The 20,648-nt window shown below is 63.0% G+C and carries 20 protein-coding genes; 6 read left to right on the plus strand and 14 right to left on the minus strand.

Features of this window, described 5'->3' with window-relative positions; genetic code table 11:
- Positions 1-65: 65 nt before the first annotated feature.
- Both putA and P5704_007250 read right to left on the minus strand, forming a co-directional pair.
- On the minus strand, positions 66-3,227 hold the full coding sequence (gene putA / locus P5704_007245; protein WOF80257.1) for a bifunctional proline dehydrogenase/L-glutamate gamma-semialdehyde dehydrogenase PutA: 3,162 nt from the start codon (positions 3,225-3,227) through the stop codon (positions 66-68).
- Positions 3,228-3,492: 265 nt separating this feature from the next.
- Positions 3,493-4,248 carry an AraC family transcriptional regulator gene (locus P5704_007250; protein WOF80258.1) on the minus strand — a complete coding sequence of 252 codons (756 nt, stop codon included), beginning with the start codon at positions 4,246-4,248 and terminating at the stop codon, positions 3,493-3,495.
- Between the two features lie 174 nt (positions 4,249-4,422).
- On the opposite strand from P5704_007250, the gene lon reads away from it, so the two are divergent.
- The 4 genes from lon to cmoB all read left to right on the plus strand — a co-directional run bounded on the left by lon (position 4,423) and on the right by cmoB (position 9,132).
- Positions 4,423-6,810 carry an endopeptidase La gene (gene lon / locus P5704_007255; GenBank protein ID WOF80259.1) on the plus strand — a complete coding sequence of 796 codons (2,388 nt, stop codon included), beginning with the start codon at positions 4,423-4,425 and terminating at the stop codon, positions 6,808-6,810.
- Between the two features lie 144 nt (positions 6,811-6,954).
- The gene (locus tag P5704_007260; GenBank protein WOF80260.1) at positions 6,955-7,356 is read left to right on the plus strand and encodes a protease inhibitor I42 family protein; all 402 of its coding nucleotides are present in this window, start codon (positions 6,955-6,957) and stop codon (positions 7,354-7,356) included.
- Positions 7,357-7,429: 73 nt separating this feature from the next.
- A complete protein-coding gene (cmoA, locus tag P5704_007265; GenBank protein ID WOF80261.1) occupies positions 7,430-8,173 on the plus strand; it encodes a carboxy-S-adenosyl-L-methionine synthase CmoA in 744 nt (247 codons plus the stop codon).
- The gene (gene cmoB, locus P5704_007270; GenBank protein ID WOF80262.1) at positions 8,170-9,132 is read left to right on the plus strand and encodes a tRNA 5-methoxyuridine(34)/uridine 5-oxyacetic acid(34) synthase CmoB; all 963 of its coding nucleotides are present in this window, start codon (positions 8,170-8,172) and stop codon (positions 9,130-9,132) included. The genes cmoA and cmoB overlap by 4 nt, the downstream gene beginning before the upstream one ends.
- A 15-nt stretch (positions 9,133-9,147) precedes the next feature.
- On the opposite strand, the gene P5704_007275 is transcribed toward cmoB, so the two are convergent.
- Entirely contained in the window at positions 9,148-9,435 is a 288-nt protein-coding gene (locus P5704_007275) for a hypothetical protein (GenBank protein WOF80263.1), read from the minus strand.
- Positions 9,436-9,567: 132 nt separating this feature from the next.
- Between P5704_007275 and P5704_007280 the strand changes: the two genes are divergently transcribed.
- Positions 9,568-10,524, plus strand: a complete 957-nt coding sequence (locus P5704_007280) for a LysR substrate-binding domain-containing protein (protein ID WOF80264.1) — start codon at positions 9,568-9,570, stop codon at positions 10,522-10,524.
- Positions 10,509-10,715, plus strand: a complete 207-nt coding sequence (locus P5704_007285) for a DUF2905 domain-containing protein (GenBank protein ID WOF80265.1) — start codon at positions 10,509-10,511, stop codon at positions 10,713-10,715. The genes P5704_007280 and P5704_007285 overlap by 16 nt, the downstream gene beginning before the upstream one ends.
- 102 nt (positions 10,716-10,817) lie before the next feature.
- Here the strand turns inward: P5704_007285 and pdxJ are convergent, their stop codons facing one another.
- The 11 genes from pdxJ to P5704_007340 form a co-directional block, all read right to left on the minus strand.
- Entirely contained in the window at positions 10,818-11,564 is a 747-nt protein-coding gene (gene pdxJ / locus P5704_007290; protein ID WOF80266.1) for a pyridoxine 5'-phosphate synthase, read from the minus strand.
- Positions 11,557-12,246 (minus strand): DNA repair protein RecO, encoded by a 690-nt coding sequence (recO, locus tag P5704_007295; GenBank protein WOF80267.1) that lies wholly within the window; start codon positions 12,244-12,246, stop codon positions 11,557-11,559. The genes pdxJ and recO overlap by 8 nt, the downstream gene beginning before the upstream one ends.
- A gap of 48 nt (positions 12,247-12,294) precedes the next feature.
- On the minus strand, positions 12,295-13,206 hold the full coding sequence (gene era / locus P5704_007300; GenBank protein WOF80268.1) for a GTPase Era: 912 nt from the start codon (positions 13,204-13,206) through the stop codon (positions 12,295-12,297).
- The gene (gene rnc / locus P5704_007305) at positions 13,199-13,888 is read right to left on the minus strand and encodes a ribonuclease III (protein ID WOF80269.1); all 690 of its coding nucleotides are present in this window, start codon (positions 13,886-13,888) and stop codon (positions 13,199-13,201) included. The genes era and rnc overlap by 8 nt, the downstream gene beginning before the upstream one ends.
- A complete protein-coding gene (locus tag P5704_007310) occupies positions 13,885-14,262 on the minus strand; it encodes a DUF4845 domain-containing protein (protein WOF80270.1) in 378 nt (125 codons plus the stop codon). The genes rnc and P5704_007310 overlap by 4 nt, the downstream gene beginning before the upstream one ends.
- 92 nt (positions 14,263-14,354) lie before the next feature.
- The gene (gene lepB / locus P5704_007315; protein ID WOF80271.1) at positions 14,355-15,209 is read right to left on the minus strand and encodes a signal peptidase I; all 855 of its coding nucleotides are present in this window, start codon (positions 15,207-15,209) and stop codon (positions 14,355-14,357) included.
- Between the two features lies 1 nt (position 15,210).
- The gene (gene lepA / locus P5704_007320; GenBank protein WOF80272.1) at positions 15,211-17,010 is read right to left on the minus strand and encodes a translation elongation factor 4; all 1,800 of its coding nucleotides are present in this window, start codon (positions 17,008-17,010) and stop codon (positions 15,211-15,213) included.
- A gap of 189 nt (positions 17,011-17,199) precedes the next feature.
- Positions 17,200-18,615, minus strand: coding sequence for a DegQ family serine endoprotease (locus P5704_007325; GenBank protein ID WOF80273.1), 1,416 nt, complete (start codon positions 18,613-18,615; stop codon positions 17,200-17,202).
- A gap of 35 nt (positions 18,616-18,650) precedes the next feature.
- The gene (locus P5704_007330) at positions 18,651-19,103 is read right to left on the minus strand and encodes a SoxR reducing system RseC family protein (GenBank protein ID WOF80274.1); all 453 of its coding nucleotides are present in this window, start codon (positions 19,101-19,103) and stop codon (positions 18,651-18,653) included.
- On the minus strand, positions 19,100-20,044 hold the full coding sequence (locus P5704_007335; protein ID WOF80275.1) for a MucB/RseB C-terminal domain-containing protein: 945 nt from the start codon (positions 20,042-20,044) through the stop codon (positions 19,100-19,102). Before P5704_007335 ends, P5704_007330 begins: the two co-directional genes overlap by 4 nt.
- An 8-nt stretch (positions 20,045-20,052) precedes the next feature.
- On the minus strand, positions 20,053-20,640 hold the full coding sequence (locus P5704_007340; protein ID WOF80276.1) for an RseA family anti-sigma factor: 588 nt from the start codon (positions 20,638-20,640) through the stop codon (positions 20,053-20,055).
- Positions 20,641-20,648: the final 8 nt, after the last annotated feature.

Below are 20,648 nucleotides of genomic sequence, written 5' to 3' on the forward strand. Positions count from 1 at the left end.
GGTTTAGCGTGATGCGCCGGGTGAACGATCAACACCATTCACCCGGTGGTACAGCGTGAATGCGTTCAGTCGTCTCCGAGCGAAAGCAGCGAGGCGTTGCCGCCCACCGCAGTGGTGTTGGTGGAGGTGGTCCGCTCGTTGGCGAAGCGCAGCACATAGCTGGGGCCACCCGCCTTCGGACCGGTGCCCGACAGACCACAGCCGCCGAACGGCTGCACGCCGACCACGGCACCAATCTGGTTGCGATTGACATAGAGGTTGCCGACCCGCGCCAGTTGCTCGATGCGTTCGGCGGTTTCCTCGTTGCGGCTGTGTACGCCGAGGGTCAGGCCGTAGCCGGTGCCGTTGATCGCCGCGACGACCTTTTCCAGGTCCGCCGCGTCGTAGCGCACCACGTGCAATACCGGGCCGAACTGCTCCTTCTTGAGCTGGTGAATGCCGTCGATCTCGAAGGCCACCGGTGCCACGAAATGACCGTTGAGGCCAGCCAGCAATGTCGCCTCGGCGATCAGGCGCCCTTCGCTCTTGAGCTGTTGGATATGCGCCAGCAGACCTTCGCGAGCTTCCTGGTCGATCACCGGGCCGATGTCGTTCTCGCGCAGATGGGTCGGGCCAACTCTGAGCTCGGCCATGGCGCCCTTGAGCAACTCGATCACACGATCAGCGATATCACGCTGCACATAGAGCACGCGCAACGCCGAGCAACGCTGGCCGGCGCTGGTGAAGGCGGAACCGACCGCATCCTTGATCACCTGCTCGGGCAGCGCGGTGGAGTCGACGATCATCGCGTTCTGCCCGCCGGTCTCGGCGATGAGCGTGGCGATCGGGCCTTCCTTTTCGGCCAGCTGGCGATTGATGATGCGCGCCGTATCGGTCGAACCGGTGAAGCACACGCCGACCACCCGCGGATCGCGACAGAACACGCCGCCCAGGGTGGCGCCGTCGCCCGGCAGGAAGGCGATCGCCTCTTTCGGCAGACCGGCTTCGAACAGCAGTTCAAGCGCACGCGCAGCGATGAGGCTGGTCTGCTCGGCCGGCTTGGCCAGCACGGTGTTGCCGGCCACCAGGGCCGCGCTGATCTGGCCGAGGTAGATCGCCAGCGGGAAATTCCACGGGCTGACGCAAGCGAACACACCGCGGCCTTCATGGAACAGCTCGTTGCGCTCGCCGGTCGGGCCTTTCAGCTCTTCGCGGCCGAGCTTCTGCCGCGCCTGCTGCGCGTAGTAACGGCAGAAATCCACCGCCTCGCGTACTTCGTCGATACCATCCTGCAGCGACTTGCCGGCTTCCACGGTACACAGCGCCATCAGCTCGGCGCGGTGCTGCTCCAGCAGATCGCCCAGGCGCTCCAGCACCGCAGCACGGGCTTCCACCGGCGTGGCATTCCAGATTGGCCAGTAAGCCGCCAGGCGATCGACGGCCTGGCGCGCCTGCTCGGCGCTGGCGAACTGGGCCTGGCCAACGACCTTGTTCAGGTCATAGGGGCAACGCACCTCGGACGGCGTACCGGCGAGCCGCTGCCCGCTGATGACCGGCGCCGCCTGCCACTGGCGCTCGAGGAAAGGTTGGTAGGCGCTGGCCAGGTCGTTCCATTGGTTCTGGATATTCATGTTGATCCCTTGGGAGTTCTTGCGATTGCCGAACAGCGCCGGCGGCAGCGGAATGCGCGGGTTGCCCAGTGCAGCGAACTTGCGCAGCTGGCTCACCGGGTGATCGATCAGCGATTCGACCGGCACGCGCGGGTCGACCAGCTGGTGGACGAACGACGAGTTGGCACCGTTCTCCAGCAGGCGCCGCACCAGATAGGGCAGCAGGTCCTTGTGCGCGCCGACCGGTGCGTAGATCCGTACGTTGCGGGCGTACTTCTCGATCACCGTGTCGTACAGCGCATCGCCCATGCCGTGCAGACGCTGGAACTCGAACTCGCGCGGCTGCGAGGTTTCTTCGGCCATGGCCAGGATGCAGCTGACGGTATGCGCGTTGTGGCTGGCGAACTGCGGGTAGATCACCCCACGGGTGTGCTCGGACAACAGGTAGCGCGCGCAGGCAAGGTAGGAGGTGTCGGTGCCTTCCTTGCGCGTGTAGACGGGGTAGCCGTCCAGACCCTGGACCTGGCACTGCTTGATCTCACTGTCCCAGTAGGCGCCCTTTACCAGCCGCAGCGGAATGCGTTCGCCCAGTTCGCGACCGAGCAGCGTCAGCCAGACCAGCACCGGCAAGCAGCGTTTGGAGTACGCCTGGATGACCAGGCCGAACTCACCCCAGCCGGCGATGGCCGGGTCGCGCAGGAGCTTTTCGTACAGCTCCAGCGACAGCTCGAGGCGGTCGGCCTCCTCGGCGTCGATGGTGATCCCGACATTGCGCTGACGCGCCAGCACGGCCAGTTCGCGCACACTGGCGAACAGCTCGGTGAGCACGCGTTCGCGCTGGGCGACTTCATAACGCGGGTGCAGCGCCGACAACTTGATCGACACCGATGGCCGCGGCCCTTTGCCGACCTGCGGCTCGGCGCCGACGGTTTCCACGGCCTGACGATAGTCGGCCATGTACTTGGCGGCGTCTTCGGCGGTCAGCGCGGCCTCGCCGAGCATGTCGAATGAATAGGTGTAGCCCTTCTCGCGCTCGGGACGGCCGTTTTTCAGCGCTTCGGAGATGGTACGGCCAAGCACGAACTGCTTGCCCATCAGCTTCATCGCCTGGTTCATCGCGCTGCGGATCACCGGTTCGCCGGAGCGCTTGAGCAAGCGGCCGATGACGTTCTTCGGCCGGCCGTCGGCGGTTTCCGGATCGACCACCTTGCCGGTCATCACCAACCCCCAGGCGGCGAAGTTGACCAGCACGTTGTCGCTCTGGCCGAGATGCCGTTCCCATTCGGCGGCGTTGAGCTTGTCGCGAATCAGCGCATCGGCGGTCGCCGAGTCCGGCACCCGCAGCAGCGCCTCGGCCAGGCACATCAGCATCAGCCCTTCCTGGGTGTCCAGGCTGTACTGGCGCAGCAGCGCATCGAGGGTATCGACGGCATTGTCACGCCCGCGCACCGCCTCAATCAGGCTGCGCGCTCGCTCGCGAATGGCGGCAATGCCCGCCTCGCCGGGATCGGCAAGCTGCAGCAGTTCGGTGAGATATTGCGCCTCGTCAACGGCGTAGTTGGCGCTGATGGCGGGAAAGAATTCCGCGGCTTTCTGGTTGGCGAAGGCGCCTTCCAGCACGTGACCGGCCTTGAACATGCGCCGCTCCTCTTGTGATTGTGTCTGCTTATAGGTCTAGTCCACGGCCAGGCTGATGGTGCAGCACAAGACGAAGAGCCAGGTCGGGACACGGAATGTAGGGGCAGCAAGACGCGTCGTTCTTGCGCAAAGCTACGGAAGTTTTACGAAAAACTCCGAAAGCCGAATGCGGCAACGCGGCGGCAATAAAAGCGCACCAGAATGGCTCAGGAATCTGCGCGGGGGGTAGCTGAAGAGCCCGAAAACAGGGCGCTCAGAAGAACGCTCAGGAATCCGACTTGCGCAATCCGCGAGGAGTCAGACCGAGGTAGCGGCGGGTCGCCGTGGTCAAGGCGCTCTGGCTGGAAAAGCCGCACTCCTCGGCAATCCGCACCAATGGCAGCGGCGTTTCACGCAGCAGGCGGGCGGCACGGTCGAGGCGGGTCTTGAGCAGGTACTGGTGCGGCGTGAGGCCGACGCAATCCTTGAACTGGGCGTGAAAGTGGCTGGGGCTGAGGCAGACCACCTGGGCCAGCTCGGCGACGGTGATGCGTCGCGCCAGGTTGTCCTGGATATGGCTGTCCAGCCGCTGCAGATCGAGCGGACCGGCCGGTCGCTGCTGGGATTCGCCGAACAACCGCAGGTGCAGCGCCCGCAACAGCACGCCGCCCAGCGCGCGGGCCAGCAGCGGGTCGCTGCCGTAGCGCGCCAGCTCGGCACCGGCGTAGGCCAGCAGATTCTGGAAATCGGCATCCAGCGCGGGATAGCGCGGCGCCTCGAACAGGCGGGCCAATAGCGCAGGGTCATCGGTGCCGACATCCTGCTCGTCGAGATCGATGATCAGCATGCGGTTGTCGCCCATGCCGGCGAAGCCGTGGTCGGCATCGCCCGGCACCAGGCAGGCGCGCATGCGGCAGACTTCGCCACCCGAGCCATTGACCTCGAATTCCGCGCGCCCGGAGAGCGACATCACCAGCTGGTGATAGTCGTGGGCGTGCTGGTGAGTCCGATCATCCAGACGAAGCAGACGGGCGTTGAGCATGCTTGGCACCTGAGGCTGAGTCTGTCGCCGCGTCGTTCGGAGGCCATGCCGAAAGGGAACAGACCGCCGGCACTTTACCGGACCGCACCCCACGGTGCACACCCCCATGCGACGGGATTGAAATCATCCGCGCCACCACCCATCTAAGGTGCACGTATTCGCAACGGGTGCCGCATGAACGACGACGTCAATCAGGATCATATCGAGCAGGAAATCATCTCCTCCAACGGTCTCGTACTGCCCGATCAACAGCAGCCGGACAAGCTCTACATCATCCCGGTGCACAACCGGCCGTTCTTCCCGGCGCAGGTGCTGCCGGTGATCGTCAACGAAGATCCCTGGGCCGAGACCCTGGAGCGCGTGGCGAAGACGCCGCACCAGCGCGTGGCACTGTTCTTCGTCGATTCGCCAGTGCTGGACATGGCCACCTTCGACCCGGACAGCCTGCCGGAGCACGGCACCATGGTCCGTGTGCACCACGCGTCGCAGGAGGGCGGCAAGCTGCAGTTCGTCGCCCAGGGCCTGGCGCGGGTGCGCATCCGCGGCTGGCTGCGGCGCAAACCGCCGTATCTGGTGGAAGTCGATTACCCGAAGAGCGATGAAGACCCACGCGACGAGGTGAAGGCCTACGGCATGGCGCTGATCAATGCGATCAAGGAGCTGCTGCCGCTCAATCCGCTGTACAGCGAGGAACTGAAGAACTACCTGAACCGCTTCAGCCCCAACGACCCGTCGCCGCTGTCGGACTTCGCTGCCGCGCTGACCACCGCGCCTGGCATAGAGCTGCAGGAAGTGCTGGATACCGTGCCGGTGTTGAAGCGCATGGAGAAAGTGCTGCCGCTGCTGCGCAAGGAAGTGGAAGTCGCCCGACTGCAGAAGGAGCTGACCGGCGAGGTGAATCGCAAGATCGGCGAGCGCCAGCGCGAGTTCTTCCTCAAGGAACAGCTGAAGATCATCCAGCGCGAACTGGGCATCACCAAGGACGACAAGAGCGCCGACGCCGACGAATTCCGCGCGCGACTGCAAGGCAAGGTAGTGCCACCCGCCGCACAGAAGCGCATCGACGAAGAGCTGAACAAGCTGTCGATCCTCGAGACCGGCTCGCCGGAATACGCCGTCACCCGCAACTATCTGGACTGGGCCACCGCCCTGCCCTGGGGCGTGCTGGGCAAGGACAAACTCGACCTCAAGCGCGCGCGCAAGGTGCTCGACAAGCACCACGCCGGCCTCGACGACATCAAGAACCGCATTCTCGAATTTCTCGCCGTCGGTGCCTTCAAGGGCGAGATCGCCGGCTCCATCGTGCTCTTGGTCGGCCCGCCGGGCGTGGGCAAGACCAGTATCGGCAAGTCCATCGCCGAATCCCTCGGCCGGCCGTTCTATCGCTTCAGCGTCGGCGGCATGCGCGACGAGGCGGAGATCAAGGGCCACCGGCGTACCTACATCGGCGCCCTGCCCGGCAAGCTGGTGCAGGCGCTCAAGGATGTCGAGGTGATGAACCCGGTGATCATGCTCGACGAGATCGACAAGCTCAGCAGCAGCTACCAGGGCGATCCGGCCTCGGCGCTGCTGGAGACACTGGACCCGGAACAGAACGTGGAATTTCTCGACCACTACCTGGATCTGCGCCTGGACCTGTCCAAGGTGCTGTTCGTCTGCACGGCGAACACCCTGGACTCGATCCCCGGCCCGCTGCTGGATCGCATGGAGGTGATCCGCCTGTCCGGCTACATCGCCGAGGAAAAGCTGGCCATCGCCAAGCGCCACCTGTGGCCCAAACTGCTGGACAGGACCGGCGTACCCAAGCAACGCCTCACCATCAGCGACAGCGCCATGAAAGCGGTGATCGAAGGCTATGCCCGTGAAGCCGGTGTGCGTCAGCTGGAGAAGCAACTGGGCAAGCTGGTGCGCAAGGCCGTGGTGCAGTTGCTGGAAGACCCGCAAGCGGAGCTGAAGATCACGCCGAAGGACCTGGAAAGCTACCTCGGCAAACCGGTGTTCCGCAGCGAACAGGTGCTCTCCGGCGTCGGTGTGATCACCGGCCTCGCCTGGACCAGCATGGGCGGCGCCACACTGCCGATCGAGGCCACGCGTATCCACACGCTGAACCGCGGCTTCAAGCTCACCGGCAAGCTCGGTGACGTGATGAAGGAATCGGCAGAGATCGCCTACAGCTACGTCAGCTCGAACCTGAAAGCCTTCAAGGGCGACCCGGAGTTCTTCGACGAAGCCTTCGTGCACCTGCATGTGCCGGAGGGTGCCACGCCCAAGGACGGCCCCAGTGCCGGCATCACCATGGCCAGCGCGCTGCTCTCCCTCGCGCGCAACCAGCCGCCGAAGAAAGGCGTGGCCATGACCGGCGAGCTGACGCTGACCGGCCACGTATTGCCGATTGGCGGCGTGCGCGAGAAGGTGATCGCGGCGCGGCGGCAGAAGATCTTCGAACTGATCCTGCCGGAAGCCAATCGCGGCGATTTCGAAGAGTTGCCTGACTATCTCAAGGAAGGCCTGACAGTGCATTTCGCCAAGCGCTTCGCCGATGTAGCCAAGGTGCTGTTCTGACGCGGGACAAGATGCAGAACAGCTGAATCGTGGGGTGGAAGTCGCGCTGCACTTGCACCCCTGGGCCGGCGCAGACGGAGTGCGCGCCTGCGACCGCCCCCTTTTGGGCTATCCTTCCCAACTCATTTCCGACCGGTGCCGATCATGCCTTTCGACATCCCTCGTCTATTGCTGCCCGCCAGCTTCGCCCTGCTCGTGGCTTGCGCAAGCAACGACAAGACGCCCTCCAGCGTCGTGCTCAGCGACGACAACCGCTGCCCGCAAACGCTGCAGAGCGGCCAGCAACTCATCGTCAGCCTGCCGAGCAACCCGACCACCGGCTATCGCTGGATTCTGCACGAAGCCGCCGCGGAGCAATTGCGCAGCCTCGGCCCCGAGGTATTCAGCAATCCGAAAGCCGACATGATCGGCGGGGATGGCCTGTCGACCTGGCGCTTCGAAGCACAGGAGTCCGGCAGCGGCCGGCTGTACCTCACCTATCAACGTCCGTGGGAGGCCGACGCCGAGCCAGCGGGCATGTTCGATTGCCGTATCGAGGTACGCTGAGTCGGGCGGAGCCCGCGGCGAGCGTGGTTTCGGCTACAATGCCGCCCCGTTTTCACACACGCCGCCCGACACCGTGAGTCACGATCCCGACCGTCTGTTCGCCCAGCCCCTGCCCCGCATTCAGGACTTCGTCTTCAACGAGGACGTGGTGCGGGTGTTTCCCGACATGATCAAGCGCTCTGTGCCCGGTTACCCGACCATCGTCGAGAACATCGGCGTGATCGCCGCGCAGTTCGCCCAGCCCAATACCCGCCTGTACGACCTCGGCTGTTCGCTGGGCGCGGTGACCCAGGCGTTGCGCCGCCACGTGACTGCCGACAACTGCCAGGTCATCGCCGTGGACAACTCCGCGGCGATGGTCGAGCGCTGCCGCGAATACCTCCACGGACAGGACTCGATGTTCCAGGAGCTGTTGCCGGTCGAGGTCATCGAGGGCGACATCCTGGCTCTGCAGTTCCAGCCCAGCTCGCTGGTGGCGCTGAACTTCACCCTGCAGTTCATCGCACCGCAGCAGCGCCCGGCCCTGCTCAGCCGCATTCGCCAGGCACTGGTGCCCGGTGGCGCGCTGATCCTGTCGGAAAAGCTGCGCTTCGAAGATGAAGACGAGCAACAGTTGCTGACCGACCTGCACATCGCCTTCAAGCGCGCCAATGGCTACAGCGAACTGGAAATCGCCCAGAAGCGCAGCGCCATCGAAAACGTGATGAAACCGGACAGTCTGGAAACCCATCGCCAACGGCTACTGGATGCCGGCTTTTCCAAGGTCGTACCCTGGTTCCAATGCCTGAATTTCGCCTCGCTGATCGCCCTGCCATGAACCTCGACCTCACTCCCCTCGCCTGGCGCCTGGCCGGCACCCCGCTGGCCGCCTGGGCCAACGGCGTTCAGCAGCAGCTGGACGGCAAACTCGCGGTCGGTCACGGTGATCTGCCGCGCTGGCGGCGCGCCGTCGACGCGCTGCCTGCGCTGGCGCCCGAGCAGGTCGAACTGCGTGACGGCTTCCGCCTCGACGCGCCCTGTGACGACGCCACGCGCCAGGCCACCCACGATGCGCTGATGGGGCTCTCGCCATGGCGCAAGGGTCCGTTCGACGTGTTCGGCGTGCATGTCGATACCGAGTGGCGCTCGGACTGGAAGTGGGACCGGGTCGCACCGCACCTGAATCTGGCCGGCAAACGCATCCTCGACGTGGGTTGCGGCAACGGCTACTACATGTGGCGCATGCTCGGTGCCGGCGCCGACAGCGTGGTTGGGGTCGACCCGAACTGGCTGTTCTTCTGCCAGTTCCATGCGATGAAGCGCTACCTGCCGGAAATGCCGGTCTGGCATCTGCCGTTCGCCCTGGAAGAGCTTCCGGCCAGGCTCGAGGGCTTCGACACGGTGTTTTCCATGGGCGTGCTTTACCATCGCCGTTCGCCCATCGATCACCTGCTCGATCTGAAGGACTGCCTGGTCCGCGGCGGCGAGCTGGTGCTGGAGACGCTGGTGGTCGAGGGCGACGAGAATACCGCCCTGGTGCCGGAGGACCGCTATGCGCAGATGCGCAACGTCTGGTTCCTGCCCTCGGTGAAGGCGCTGGAATGCTGGTTGCGCCGCGCCGGTTTCGTCGACGTGCGCTGCGTTGACGTCAGCGTGACCAGCGTCGCGGAACAGCGCAGCACCGAATGGATGCGCTACCAGTCGTTGCCCGACTTCCTCGACCCGCAGGACCACGGCAAAACGGTCGAAGGCCTGCCGGCCCCCATGCGCGCCGTGCTCCTCGCCCGAAAGCCCTGACGGCCTGTCTGCCGCTCAACGAGCGGGGCACGCAGGGCTGCAACGCTTGCGCCGCTGCGCTACCAACTGGCGCAACGGTGCCTGAGCCATTTCACCGAGCCGGCGCCGATCCAGATCGCGCGACGCCAATTGGCGATCATCCAGCTTCAGCAGTCGCCGATACAGACGCCGCTGCCGCCAGGCGCGAAACCAGTCATGCAGGCTGCGCTGCAGACCCAGCGGCCACATGGCCGGCAGATAGAAGTCCGGCATCTGCGGCTCGGATGGTTGCCGTACACAGGTATCGCGTCGTTCACCAGACATGCTCACCTCCGCTTCGCTCACGGTGGCCACGGGTTGTGGCGCCACCGGTTGCCTACAGGATGAGCGGGCACCAGTCGTTCAAACAAACGACTAATATAAAAGCCTATGTTCAGAAAAACTGAAGCCTCGCCTATGCCCGAACCGCTTGAGCGATCCACTAGCCCCTCGACGACGCCCCTGCTGGAAAGCGATGTTCTGCGCACCTTCGTTGCCATCGCCGAGAGCGGCAGCTTCACCCGTGCTGCCGGACAGATCTATCGCAGCACCTCGGCCGTCAGCATGCAGATCAAGCGCCTGGAAGAAACCCTCGGGCGCTCCCTGTTCGTCCGCGAAGCGCGGCAGGTGCGCCTTACGCCGGCCGGCGAGACGCTGCTCGGCTATGCCCGACGCCTGCTCAAGCTCAACGAAGAGGCCATCGCGCACTTCCTCCAGCCAGCGCTGCAGGGTCGCGTGCGTTTCGGAACGCCGGCGGATGTCGGGACGCGCATCCTGCCCGGTCTGCTGGCGTTATTCGCCCGCAGCCATCCCGGAGTCGAAGTGGATGTGTCGGTCGCGCGCAGCGTCGACATGATCGAGCGCATCGACGCAGGCGAACTGGACCTCGCTTTGATCACCGTCGGCAACCTCGGTCAGGACGATTCGCGGGGCGAGCCGATCCATAGCGAACCGCTGGTCTGGGCCGGCCGCAGCGGTGGTGTCGCCGCGCTGCGCACGCCATTACCGCTGGCGCTGGCCAGCCCTGATTGCGCCTGGCGACGGCAGGCACTGGATGCCCTCGGCCGCATCGGCCGCAGCTACCGGGTAGCCTACTCAAGCGAACAGGCTTCGGGACAGGAGGCCGCGATGATTGCCGATCTCGCCATCGCGCCCTATCCATCAAGCCTGATTCGCCCGCCCCTGCAACGTCTGGATGGGCAGTATGGGTTGCCGCAACTGGGCGAGTATCAGATCAAGCTGCTACGTGGCAGCAATCGAAGCGAAGCGGTTGAGGTGCTGGCCGCACAGGTGATCGCCGCCTTTGCCGAGTACCGCGCACGACCGGCCAAGCGATTGGAGCGAAACGAGGAGATCAGATGGCACGCTGGATGATCGTGGCCGGCGCCGCGCTGCTACTGCTCGGGCTCGCCTGGCACTACTTTCCCTGGCTGCTGAACTGGTTCGGTCGGTTGCCCGGCGACATCCGCATCGAGTCCGAACGCAGCCGGGTGTTCATCCCGATCACCTCGATGGTGATCCTCAGCGTTGTGCTGACCGTACTGATCAACCTGCTGCGCCGCTGAGGTGGAATACGGTGCCCCGCACTATCGTGGGAGCGGGTTTGCCCGCAGAGGGCACCCTGCTGCCCGCCGTGGGTCCTCGCGACTGAAACACCCCAGATTCTTTCAGCCCCGCGCCGCCGCACTCAGGATCAGGTGCTTCATTTCCTTGACCGCCTGCTTGAAGCCGACGAATAGCGCATGGGCAACGATGGCGTGGCCGATATTCAGCTCGTTGACGCCACGGATCGCCGCGATGGCTTCGGCGTTGTGGTAATGCAGGCCATGGCCGGCGTTGACGATCAGGCCATGACTCAGACCGGCCTCGACACCGTCGCGAATGCGCGCGAGCTCGCAGGCCCGCTCGGCCACGCTATGGGCATCGGCGTAGCGCCCGGTGTGCAGCTCGATTGCCGGTGCGCCGACACGAGCGGCCGCCTCGATCTGCCGCGGGTCGGCATCGATGAACAGCGAGACTTCCGCACCGCAGCCACGTAGACGCTCGACGGCCTCACGAATGCGTGCTTCCTGCCCGGCCACGTCCAGCCCACCCTCGGTGGTCAGCTCCTGACGCGTTTCCGGGACCAGGCAGACGTGCTCCGGACGCAGCTGCTCGGCGAATGCGAGCATCGCTTCGGTGACCCCCATTTCGAAGTTCATCCGTGTCTGCAGCGCGTCCTTCATCATCAGTACATCGCGCTCCTGGATATGCCGGCGATCCTCGCGCAGGTGCACGGTGATGCCATCGGCACCGGCCTCCTCCGCATCCAGCGCAGCCTTGACCGGGTCCGGATAGCGAGTGCCGCGGGCCTGACGCAGTGTGGCGACGTGGTCGACGTTGACGCCGAGCAGAATTCGATTGGCTTCAGTCACGCGGGGCCTCCTTCAGATTCATGAACAATTCGCGGCTGACCAGCGGTCGACCGCCCAGATGCGGCGCCAGGGCCTGGCGCATCAGCCGCTTGGCCGCGGCCAGCGCCCCCGGAACCTGCCAATCGGCCTCGGCCATGGCCAATAGTTCCGCGCCGTTGAACAGCCCCGGCTGGAATCCCGCGACCGGCTCCAGGCCGGCGTCGGGCAGTAGGTGATAGAGCCGCTGCGGGTCGATCGGCTGGCCGGCGATATCCACATCGAGGGCAAAACCATAGCCCAACTCGCTGAGCAACCGCCATTCGAAGGCCCGCAGCAACGGTTCCAGCGGCCGATGCTCGGCCAGCGCCGGCAGTGTCGCGACGTAATGATCGAACAGCGCGGGGTGCGCGTCTTCGGCGGGCAGCAGGCGAATCAGCAGTTCGTTGAGGTACATGCCGCTGAACAGCGCCTGGCCATCGAGCCAGTGCGCAGGGCCGGCGCTTTCGAGACGGGCAACGGTCTTCAGCTCGGACTTGCCGCGCAGCTCGACTTCCAGCGATACGAAGGGGCGGATCAGGCTGCCGGCCTTGCCGCGTGCGGCACGCATGACGGCACGTAATCGGCCCTGCGGGGTGAACAGGTCGACCAGCGCACTGCTCTCCTTGTACGGACGACTGTGCAGAACAAACGCAGGTTGGTGCATGGCAGCCCAGAAGGTGCGCGATGCGCACCATTGATTGCGGGTCGGCGCTTACTGGTAACCCAGCGAATGCAGCGCACGCTCGTCGTCGGACCAGCCACCCTTCACCTTGACCCACAGGTGCAGCATGACCTTGGAGTCGAACAGCACCTCCATGTCCTTGCGCGCTTCCTGGCCGATGCGTTTGATGCGCTCGCCCTTGTCGCCGATGATGATCTTCTTCTGCCCATCGCGCTCGACCAGAATCAGCGCATGGATGTGCAGCACGTGGCCTTCCTGCTTGAAGTCCTCGATCTCCACGGTGATCTGGTACGGCACCTCGGCGCCAAGCTGACGCATGATCTTCTCGCGCACCAGCTCGGCGGCGAGAAAACGACTGGAGCGGTCGGTGATCTGGTCTTCCGGGAAGAAATGCTCGCCCTCGGGCAGACGATCGGCGACCAGTTTTTCCAACGTTTCCAGGTTCTGTCCGTGCTGCGCCGAGATCGGCACGATCTCGGCATTCGGCAACTGCTCGGCCAGCCAGCCCAGGTGCGGCAGCAGCTCGGCCTTGTCCTCGATGCGGTCGGTCTTGTTGACGGCGACGATCAGCGGCCCGGTGACGTACTGCACACGCTCGAGCACGGCCTGGTCTTCATCGGTCCAGCGAGTGCGGTCGACGACGAAAATCACCACGTCGACATCCTTCAGCGCCGAGGCCGCGGTGCGGTTCATGTAGCGGTTGAGCGCGGTCTCGCCATTCTTGTGCAGACCCGGGGTATCGACATAGACCGCCTGCACGCCGCCTTCGGTCTTGATGCCGAGCATGTTGTGCCGCGTCGTCTGCGGCTTGCGCGAGGTGATCGCCAGCTTCTGCCCGAGGATATGGTTGAGCAGCGTCGACTTGCCAACGTTCGGCCGGCCGACGATCGCCACGTAACCGCAACGGCTGACATCTTCGGATTGCAGCTGTTCGTCAGTCATGTCCGTTCTCCACGCCCAAGGCGATCAAAGCGGCTGCCGCGGCAACCTGTTCGGCAATTCGGCGGCTGGCGCCCTGCCCGTGGGTTTTCTCGTTGAGCAAGGCCACCTGACATTCGACGAAGAACGTGCGGCAGTGCGGCTCACCCTGGATATCCACTACCTCGTAACGCGGCAGCTCACAGGCGCGTGATTGCAGGAACTCCTGCAGGCGTGTCTTGGGATCCTTGTTGGTATCGACCAGCGTCAGGCCTTGCAGCTCGTTGGCCAGCCAGGCGACGACGCGCTCGCGAGCAACGTCCATGCCCGCATCCAGATAAATGGCGCCGATCAGTGCTTCGAGGGTGTCGGCCAGTATCGATTCGCGGCGGTAACCCCCGCTCTTGAGTTCACCGGAGCCCAGGCGCAAATATTCGCCGAGCTCGAATCCACGCGCCAGCACCGCCAGCGTCTCGCCCTTGACCAGACGGGCGCGCAGACGCGACAGCTGCCCTTCACGGGCTTGCGGAAAGTGGTTGAACAGCGCCTCACCCGCAACGAAGTTGAGAATGGCGTCGCCGAGAAACTCCAGACGCTCGTTGTTGCGTCCGGCATAGCTACGATGGGTCAGGGCCAGGAGCATCAGTTCCTGGTCCTTGAATTGATAACCGAGCCTGCGCTCGAGACGGGCTAACGAAGTGCTCACGGCATCCTTAGGCGATATTCTTTATCGAAGTTCGCCACCAGATCGAGATTGCGGATCAGCGGCTCGCGTTTTTCGTATTTCAGGTGCGCCCTGAATTCGTTGTTCTGGATTTCGACCTTCAGCGCTTCCCTGAGGTCGATGTTCTGGATGCCGTTTACCTGCATCCCCTTGCTGACATGACTATAGAACTCCCCGACGCTCTGAATCTCAAGCGCTTCGTCGGTTTCCACGGACTGGATGATCTTATCCATGGACATGTAATCGAAGTAATGCGGGAACATCTTGAATCCCGTGCTGGCCACAAACGCCACGATTGCCAGGACCATGATCCAGCTCAGCATGGACAGCCCTTTTTGCGAACGCGCAAAACTCATGTCGACCTCTATGTCGTTACGATACCCACCGATCGGGGCAGGACAAATATAGCGAGCCCGGTTCGCTCAGCGACGGCCGCAATTCACAGCTTTCAGTGAATGAGGCCCACGCGGGAGAAATGCGGCAGATTGCTGAGCTTCGGGTCAGGCCAGCTCATCCATACGGCGAACGCCTTGCCGACGATGTTACGGTCCGGAACCATGCCAGCCAGCTCCGCGGGAATCGACTCGTCCTGCCAATAGCGGCTGTCATTCGAGTTATCGCGGTTATCGCCCATCATGAAGTAATGCTCAGCCGGCACGGTCCACTGCCGACTCGGCTCGATGCGGTAGCGGCCCATTTCCTTGCGAATCAGGTGCTCGACCTCACCAAGCTTCTCGCGATATAGCACGGCGCTGCCGAGGCTACCGGGCTCTTCGCCGACCAGCGTCTCGGCAACCGGCTGACCGTTGATGAACAGCCGACGATCACTGCTGTAACGCACGGTGTCGCCAGGCAGGCCGACGACCCGCTTGATGTAGTTGATGCTTGGTTGATTCGGATAGCGGAACACCATGACATCGCCACGTTTCGGATCGCTGACTTCGATCACCTTGGTGTCCACTACCGGCAGGCGGATGCCATAGGCGAATTTGTTCACCAGAATGAAATCGCCAACTTCCAGCGTGGGGATCATCGAGCCAGAGGGAATCTGGAACGGCTCGACCAGGAACGAGCGCAGCACCAGCACGATGGCCAGCACCGGGAAGAACGACTTGCCGTACTCGATCAGCACCGGCTCCTTGTTCAACGCCTCAAGGGTCGATGGATCGATTTCCCCGGTGCGTCCTTCGTAGTTGGCGATCGCAGCCCGGCGACGGGGGGCGAAGAACAACAGGTCGCTCAGCGCCAACAGGCCGCAGACAGCTACGGCGATAACCAGCAACAACGGGAAATTGATCGACATATCAGCTGTCCACCTTCAGCACGGCGAGGAACGCCTCCTGCGGGATTTCGACGTTGCCTACCTGCTTCATGCGCTTCTTACCGGCTTTCTGCTTTTCCAGCAGCTTGCGCTTACGGCTCACATCGCCGCCATAGCATTTGGCCAGAACGTTCTTGCGCAACGCCTTGACCGTACTGCGGGCGACAATCTGGCCGCCGATGGCAGCCTGAATCGCCACATCGAACATCTGACGCGGGATGAGTTCCTTCATCTTCTCGACGAGGATGCGGCCCTTGTAGTGGGCATTGTCGCGGTGGACGATCAGTGCCAGCGCGTCGACCTTGTCGCCGTTGATGAGGATGTCCAGGCGCGTCAGGTTGGCCGACTGGAAACATTCGAAGCTGTAGTCCAGCGAGGCATAGCCGCGGCTGCACGACTTCAAGCGATCGAAGAAGTCCAGCACCACTTCGCTCATCGGCAGGTCGTAACGTACCTGCACCTGGCTGCCAAGGAACTGCAGATCGCGCTGCACGCCGCGCTTCTCGATGCACAGCGTGATGACGTTACCTAGGTGTTCCTGAGGCACGAGGATGTTGGCCCGCACGATCGGCTCGCGCATGTCCTCGACAGAGGACATGTCAGGCAGCTTCGAAGGGCTGTCGACGTAGATGGTGTCGCCGTTCTTCAACAGCAGTTCGTAGACCACCGTTGGCGCAGTGGTGATCAGATCCAGGTCGTACTCGCGCTCGAGGCGCTCCTGAATGATCTCCATGTGCAGCATGCCGAGGAAGCCGATACGGAAGCCGAAGCCCAACGCGTCGGAGCTTTCCGGCTCGTATTGCAACGCGGCATCGTTGAGGGTCAGCTTCTGCAGCGCTTCGCGGAAATCCTCGAAGTCGTCCGAGCTGACCGGGAACAGACCGGCATAGACCTGCGGCTTGACGCGCTTGAAACCGGGCAGCATCTCCACGTCGGGCGTGCTCGACAGTGTCAGCGTGTCGCCCACTGGAGCGCCGAGAATGTCCTTGATGCCAGCGATGATGAAGCCCACTTCGCCAGCCTTGAGGTCTGCCGTGGCGGTGTGCTTGGGGTTGAACACGCCAACGCTGTCCACCTGGTGGACCTTGCCGGTGGATTTCACCAGCACCTTGTCGCCCTTCTTGATACGGCCGTGGCGAACCCGTACCAGCGAGACGACGCCCAGGTAGTTGTCGAACCAGGAGTCGATGATCAGCGCCTGCAACGGCGCTTCGAGATCGCCGGTCGGCGGCGGAATCACCGCGACCAGGCGCTCGAGCACCTCGTCCACGCCCATGCCGCTCTTGGCGCTGCAGGCCACGGCGTCGGTCGCATCGATACCGATGATGTGCTCGATCTCTTCCTTGACCTTATCCGGGTCGGCCTGCGGCAGGTCCATCTTGTTCAGCACCGGCATCACTTCCAGGCCCTGCTCAATCGCCGTGTAGCAGTTGGCGACCGACTGCGCCTCGACGCCCTGGCCAGCATCGACAACCAGCAGCGCACCCTCGCAGGCGGCCAGCGAGCGGCTGACTTCATAGGTGAAGTCGACGTGACCGGGCGTGTCGATGAAATTCAACTGGTAGGTCTTGCCATCGCGCGCGGTGTAATAAAGCGTGACGCTGTGGGCTTTGATGGTGATCCCGCGCTCGCGCTCGAGATCCATCGAATCCAGCACCTGGGCTTCCATTTCACGCTCGGTCAGACCACCACATATCTGGATAAAACGGTCTGCCAGGGTCGACTTACCGTGATCGATATGGGCGATGATGGAAAAATTGCGGATATGACTCAGGTCACTCACAGCTCAACACTCGGAAAAGTCGCGGGCCGATTGCCCGCCGAAAATAGCCGCGAAGTGTAACTGATCAACCCTTGCAGTGCCACGCACAAGCCATCCGCAGCTGATGAGCAACGCAACAGACGTTCTGCTACGTCTTGAAAATGAAAAAGGGCGGTAATAACCGCCCTTCGTCATTCGCCAGCCAGCGCCTTATTCGGCGAGCTTGAAAGTAATGAAACTCGCACGTCCCTGACGCAGCACTCGCATCGAAACGGATCGATTCTTCGGCAATTGTTCAGCCACTCGGGCAAATGTTGCCGCCGAATTTATAGCCTGATTATTCAGGTGGGTGATGACATCGCCCGGGCGCAACCCAATCATCGCAGCCGGCCCGTTGAGAATCTCGGTGATGACCACACCGCCCGGCAAATCCAGGCTCTTCTTCTGCTCTTCGGTCAATTCAGTGACTTTGACACCCAGACGATTATCGCTGCGCTCCTGGCCGCTGCCAGAAGCTGCCACTGCTTCGCCCTCTTCCGGCATGGCGCCGATCTTGACGTCGAGCATCTTGCGATCACCGTCGCGCACCACTTCCATTCGTGCCGTGCTGCCGGGCTTGAGCGCTCCGACCAGATGAGGCAAATCAGCAGACATGACAATCGGCTTGTCATTAAGGCTCAGGATCACATCACCGACACGCAGACCACCACGAGCGGCCGGACCGCCATCCATCACCTGAGCCACCAGGGCGCCCGCTGGACGCTCAAGCCCAAAGGACTCAGCCAGGTCCTTGTTCACTTCCTGGATCACCACGCCAAGCCAGCCCCGACTCACCTTGCCTTCGGTACGCAGCTGATTGGCGACATCCATTGCCACATCGATCGGAATGGCGAAGGACAGTCCCATGAAGCCACCGGAGCGCGTGAATATCTGCGAGTTGATGCCTATTACCTCACCCTCGAGGTTAAACAGCGGACCACCGGAATTGCCCGGATTGATCGCCACGTCGGTCTGAATGAACGGCACATAGCTCTCATTGGGCAAGCTGCGGCCAGTCGCGCTGACGATACCGGCGGTCACCGTATGATCGAAACCAAACGGAGAGCCAATGGCGAGCACCCACTCCCCTGCTTTCAGCTCATCAGAACGGCCAATCTTGACGGTCGGAAGTCCCTTGCCCTCGACCTTCAGCACCGCCACGTCGGAACGCGGATCGGCGCCGATAAGCTTGGCTTCCAGCTCGCTTCGATCCGGCAGGCGAACGATGATTTCGTCGGCATCGGCGACCACGTGATTATTGGTCAGAACATAACCGTCTTCGGAAATGATGAAACCCGAACCGAGCGATTGCGCTTCACGCTGCTGACCGCGACCCGGGGCACCCGGAATCTGCGGAATGCTGTGCTCGAAGAACTCGCGAAAAATCGGCGGCAGCCCTTCGAGCTCCGGCATCTGCGCCGTCGCACCGCGGCTCTGCACCTTCTGCTTGGTGCTGATATTGACTACCGCTGGCGAGGCACTTTCGACCAGCGGTGTGAAATCAGGCAATTCCGCCTGGGCAACGACAGCATGGCCCAGCAATGCCAGGCCCGCCACGAAGGCGAAGCAGCTGTTTCGATTGAACATGACTACAAGTCTCCCCACTGACAAAACAAGGACGCTCAGGGACTCGCAGGCCCCGCGAGCATGGCGCGCAAAACCACCGGCTGTAGATTCGGGTCAGCGGCGGTACGGCGGCTTCGCATACGCACGAATAGCCAGGAAATGAAGAAGCCCCCGAGACCAGCCAGAATGACAATCGGCTCACGCGTCGACAGCTGAGCGGCCAGCGAAGCGGTCGCTATCAGCACGATCAGAGGGAGAAGATAGACAAGGACGGCACCGCGCAGCAACACGTCCTCGCGGATGCCCACGACGACACCGTCACCGACTTGCAGGTGGAGATCGCAGAGCGCCCTGATGAGACCGCGCTGTTCGCGCACGCCGAGAGAATCCATCAAGCCTTGGCCACAGCCACTTTTCGCGGAGCAACCAGAGCAGGTAGTTTTGCGCCGAGTCTCGACCCATACGGCGCCGACATCCAGCGCGACTACCCGCCCAGGCTCTTCGATCATCGTTGTGCCTGTTCCGCACTGGCTCGCATGGACAGCGCGACCCGCTCAGCCGTACCAAGTGGAATCTCGCCCACCACGGTCACCATGACATCGCCATCCGCGGTACTGATGCGCTTGGACACCGCGACGGTAGGTCCCATCTGGCTTCGCGCATCCTCAACCAAGGCGCCGCGCAGAGGCTCCAGAAACACGGAAAACTTCGCCAGGCCATCACCGTAGGACAACCAGAAAACAGTTTCGGAGGACGCGGGACTGGGTCGTTCGTTGGCATCCAGCAGCGTGAAGCCCGAAGGCAACCAGTCGGAGCGCCAGGGCGATGCTGGATTCGCCTCGCGCCGGTCTACGCTCACCGGATTGCAATCAGCGCCGGGCTTCAGCTGCTCGGCAGATACACTGTCAGCCGTGAACTGGGTGAACTGGAAACGCTCGAGCAGCTGTCCTTTCTCGTTCAGCATCAGCGACTTGAGAGGCAATGCGGTATCACGGTCGAGATGCAGTTCGAAGCCGTAACGGTGCTGATCCTTCGGCACGACAGCCAGCGCCACGGCAGAACGGCCCGCAACTCGGGAATCCCCGATCTCACGGAATTCGTACCATTCGGAGAGCGCTTTCGGATCGAGGCGTTGCCCGTGCCAGGCTTGCGCCTCACGCACCTGCGCCGCAAGGTCATCAGTCGCGCATTGCATCTGGCCATCTACCAGCAGAACCTCAGCCGGAGCTCCGTCGAGCTGAAGCAATCGCTCCTGCACCCGAGCACCTTCAACCTGCTGCCAAACAGCATGACTGGAAAAGCTACCATTGCGTTCGTAAACGAACGTACCTGTATAACTCTGTTTCTGCTCTGCCGCCGCTAGTCGCTCCATCCAGGACTCGGCATCAGCAGCAAGGGCCGGCATCGATAGCCAGCCCCCCATCACCACATACAGCGGTAATACGTGCATGTTTCTCCCTAACGTTCTTCCATGCTGGCCGCGCGAGCGTAAGGCAGCGCGCTTTCCGATCCATTACCAAAGGCAGCTTGCTGCGCATGCTGGCGAACATATGAAGGCAGACGCTCTTCATGCCACCGCTCTACCGGAGCGCCATCTGCCGTTGCCTGTGCAGGTGCTTCGGTTTGCTCACTGTAACCAGCCAGAACCGCCGGCCCTTGACTGGTCTGTGGCACCGAAATGCTTGGTTGCGGAGCCTGCTGCGCAAGCTGCGGACCAGCAACCTCGTTCTGATTGTACAGACGTACGCCGGCCAGAACAGCGACTGTAACCGAAGCAGCCACTGCCAGTCGGCCAAGGCCTTTCCAGCCGTTACGTTGCGCCGTGACCGGCGCGGCTTCATCAGCCAACGCAGCCGATACCGCAGAAGCGATATCCAGGCGCGGCTCGATCAACTCCTTGTGCATAGCGGCACGGGCAAGTTGATAACGCGACCAGGTAGCACGCAGCTCCGGGTTGTCGCCTGCGAGCATGCGACGTAATTCCAACTCGTCCGCTTCGTTATCCATCACCGCGGACAGCGATTCATGCAGGGCTTCACGACTCATGGCGGTTC

It is taken from the genome of Pseudomonas sp. FeN3W (assembly GCA_030263805.2).
Classification (GTDB): Bacteria; Pseudomonadota; Gammaproteobacteria; order Pseudomonadales; family Pseudomonadaceae; genus Stutzerimonas; species Stutzerimonas stutzeri_G.

What these genes read in the sequence shown, in the direction of transcription:
- putA (WOF80257.1), bottom strand. Translation starts at nt 3,227, where the DNA reads ATGTTCAAGGCCGGTCACGTGCTGGAAGGCGCCTTCGCCAACCAGAAA.
- P5704_007250 (WOF80258.1), bottom strand. Translation starts at nt 4,248, where the DNA reads ATGCTCAACGCCCGTCTGCTTCGTCTGGATGATCGGACTCACCAGCAC.
- lon (WOF80259.1), top strand. Translation starts at nt 4,423, where the DNA reads ATGAACGACGACGTCAATCAGGATCATATCGAGCAGGAAATCATCTCC.
- P5704_007260 (WOF80260.1), top strand. Translation starts at nt 6,955, where the DNA reads ATGCCTTTCGACATCCCTCGTCTATTGCTGCCCGCCAGCTTCGCCCTG.
- cmoB (WOF80262.1), top strand. Translation starts at nt 8,170, where the DNA reads ATGAACCTCGACCTCACTCCCCTCGCCTGGCGCCTGGCCGGCACCCCG.
- P5704_007275 (WOF80263.1), bottom strand. Translation starts at nt 9,435, where the DNA reads ATGTCTGGTGAACGACGCGATACCTGTGTACGGCAACCATCCGAGCCG.
- P5704_007280 (WOF80264.1), top strand. Translation starts at nt 9,568, where the DNA reads ATGCCCGAACCGCTTGAGCGATCCACTAGCCCCTCGACGACGCCCCTG.
- P5704_007285 (WOF80265.1), top strand. Translation starts at nt 10,509, where the DNA reads ATGGCACGCTGGATGATCGTGGCCGGCGCCGCGCTGCTACTGCTCGGG.
- recO (WOF80267.1), bottom strand. Translation starts at nt 12,246, where the DNA reads ATGCACCAACCTGCGTTTGTTCTGCACAGTCGTCCGTACAAGGAGAGC.
- era (WOF80268.1), bottom strand. Translation starts at nt 13,206, where the DNA reads ATGACTGACGAACAGCTGCAATCCGAAGATGTCAGCCGTTGCGGTTAC.
- P5704_007310 (WOF80270.1), bottom strand. Translation starts at nt 14,262, where the DNA reads ATGAGTTTTGCGCGTTCGCAAAAAGGGCTGTCCATGCTGAGCTGGATC.
- lepB (WOF80271.1), bottom strand. Translation starts at nt 15,209, where the DNA reads ATGTCGATCAATTTCCCGTTGTTGCTGGTTATCGCCGTAGCTGTCTGC.
- P5704_007325 (WOF80273.1), bottom strand. Translation starts at nt 18,615, where the DNA reads ATGTTCAATCGAAACAGCTGCTTCGCCTTCGTGGCGGGCCTGGCATTG.
- P5704_007330 (WOF80274.1), bottom strand. Translation starts at nt 19,103, where the DNA reads ATGATCGAAGAGCCTGGGCGGGTAGTCGCGCTGGATGTCGGCGCCGTA.
- P5704_007335 (WOF80275.1), bottom strand. Translation starts at nt 20,044, where the DNA reads ATGCACGTATTACCGCTGTATGTGGTGATGGGGGGCTGGCTATCGATG.
- P5704_007340 (WOF80276.1), bottom strand. Translation starts at nt 20,640, where the DNA reads ATGAGTCGTGAAGCCCTGCATGAATCGCTGTCCGCGGTGATGGATAAC.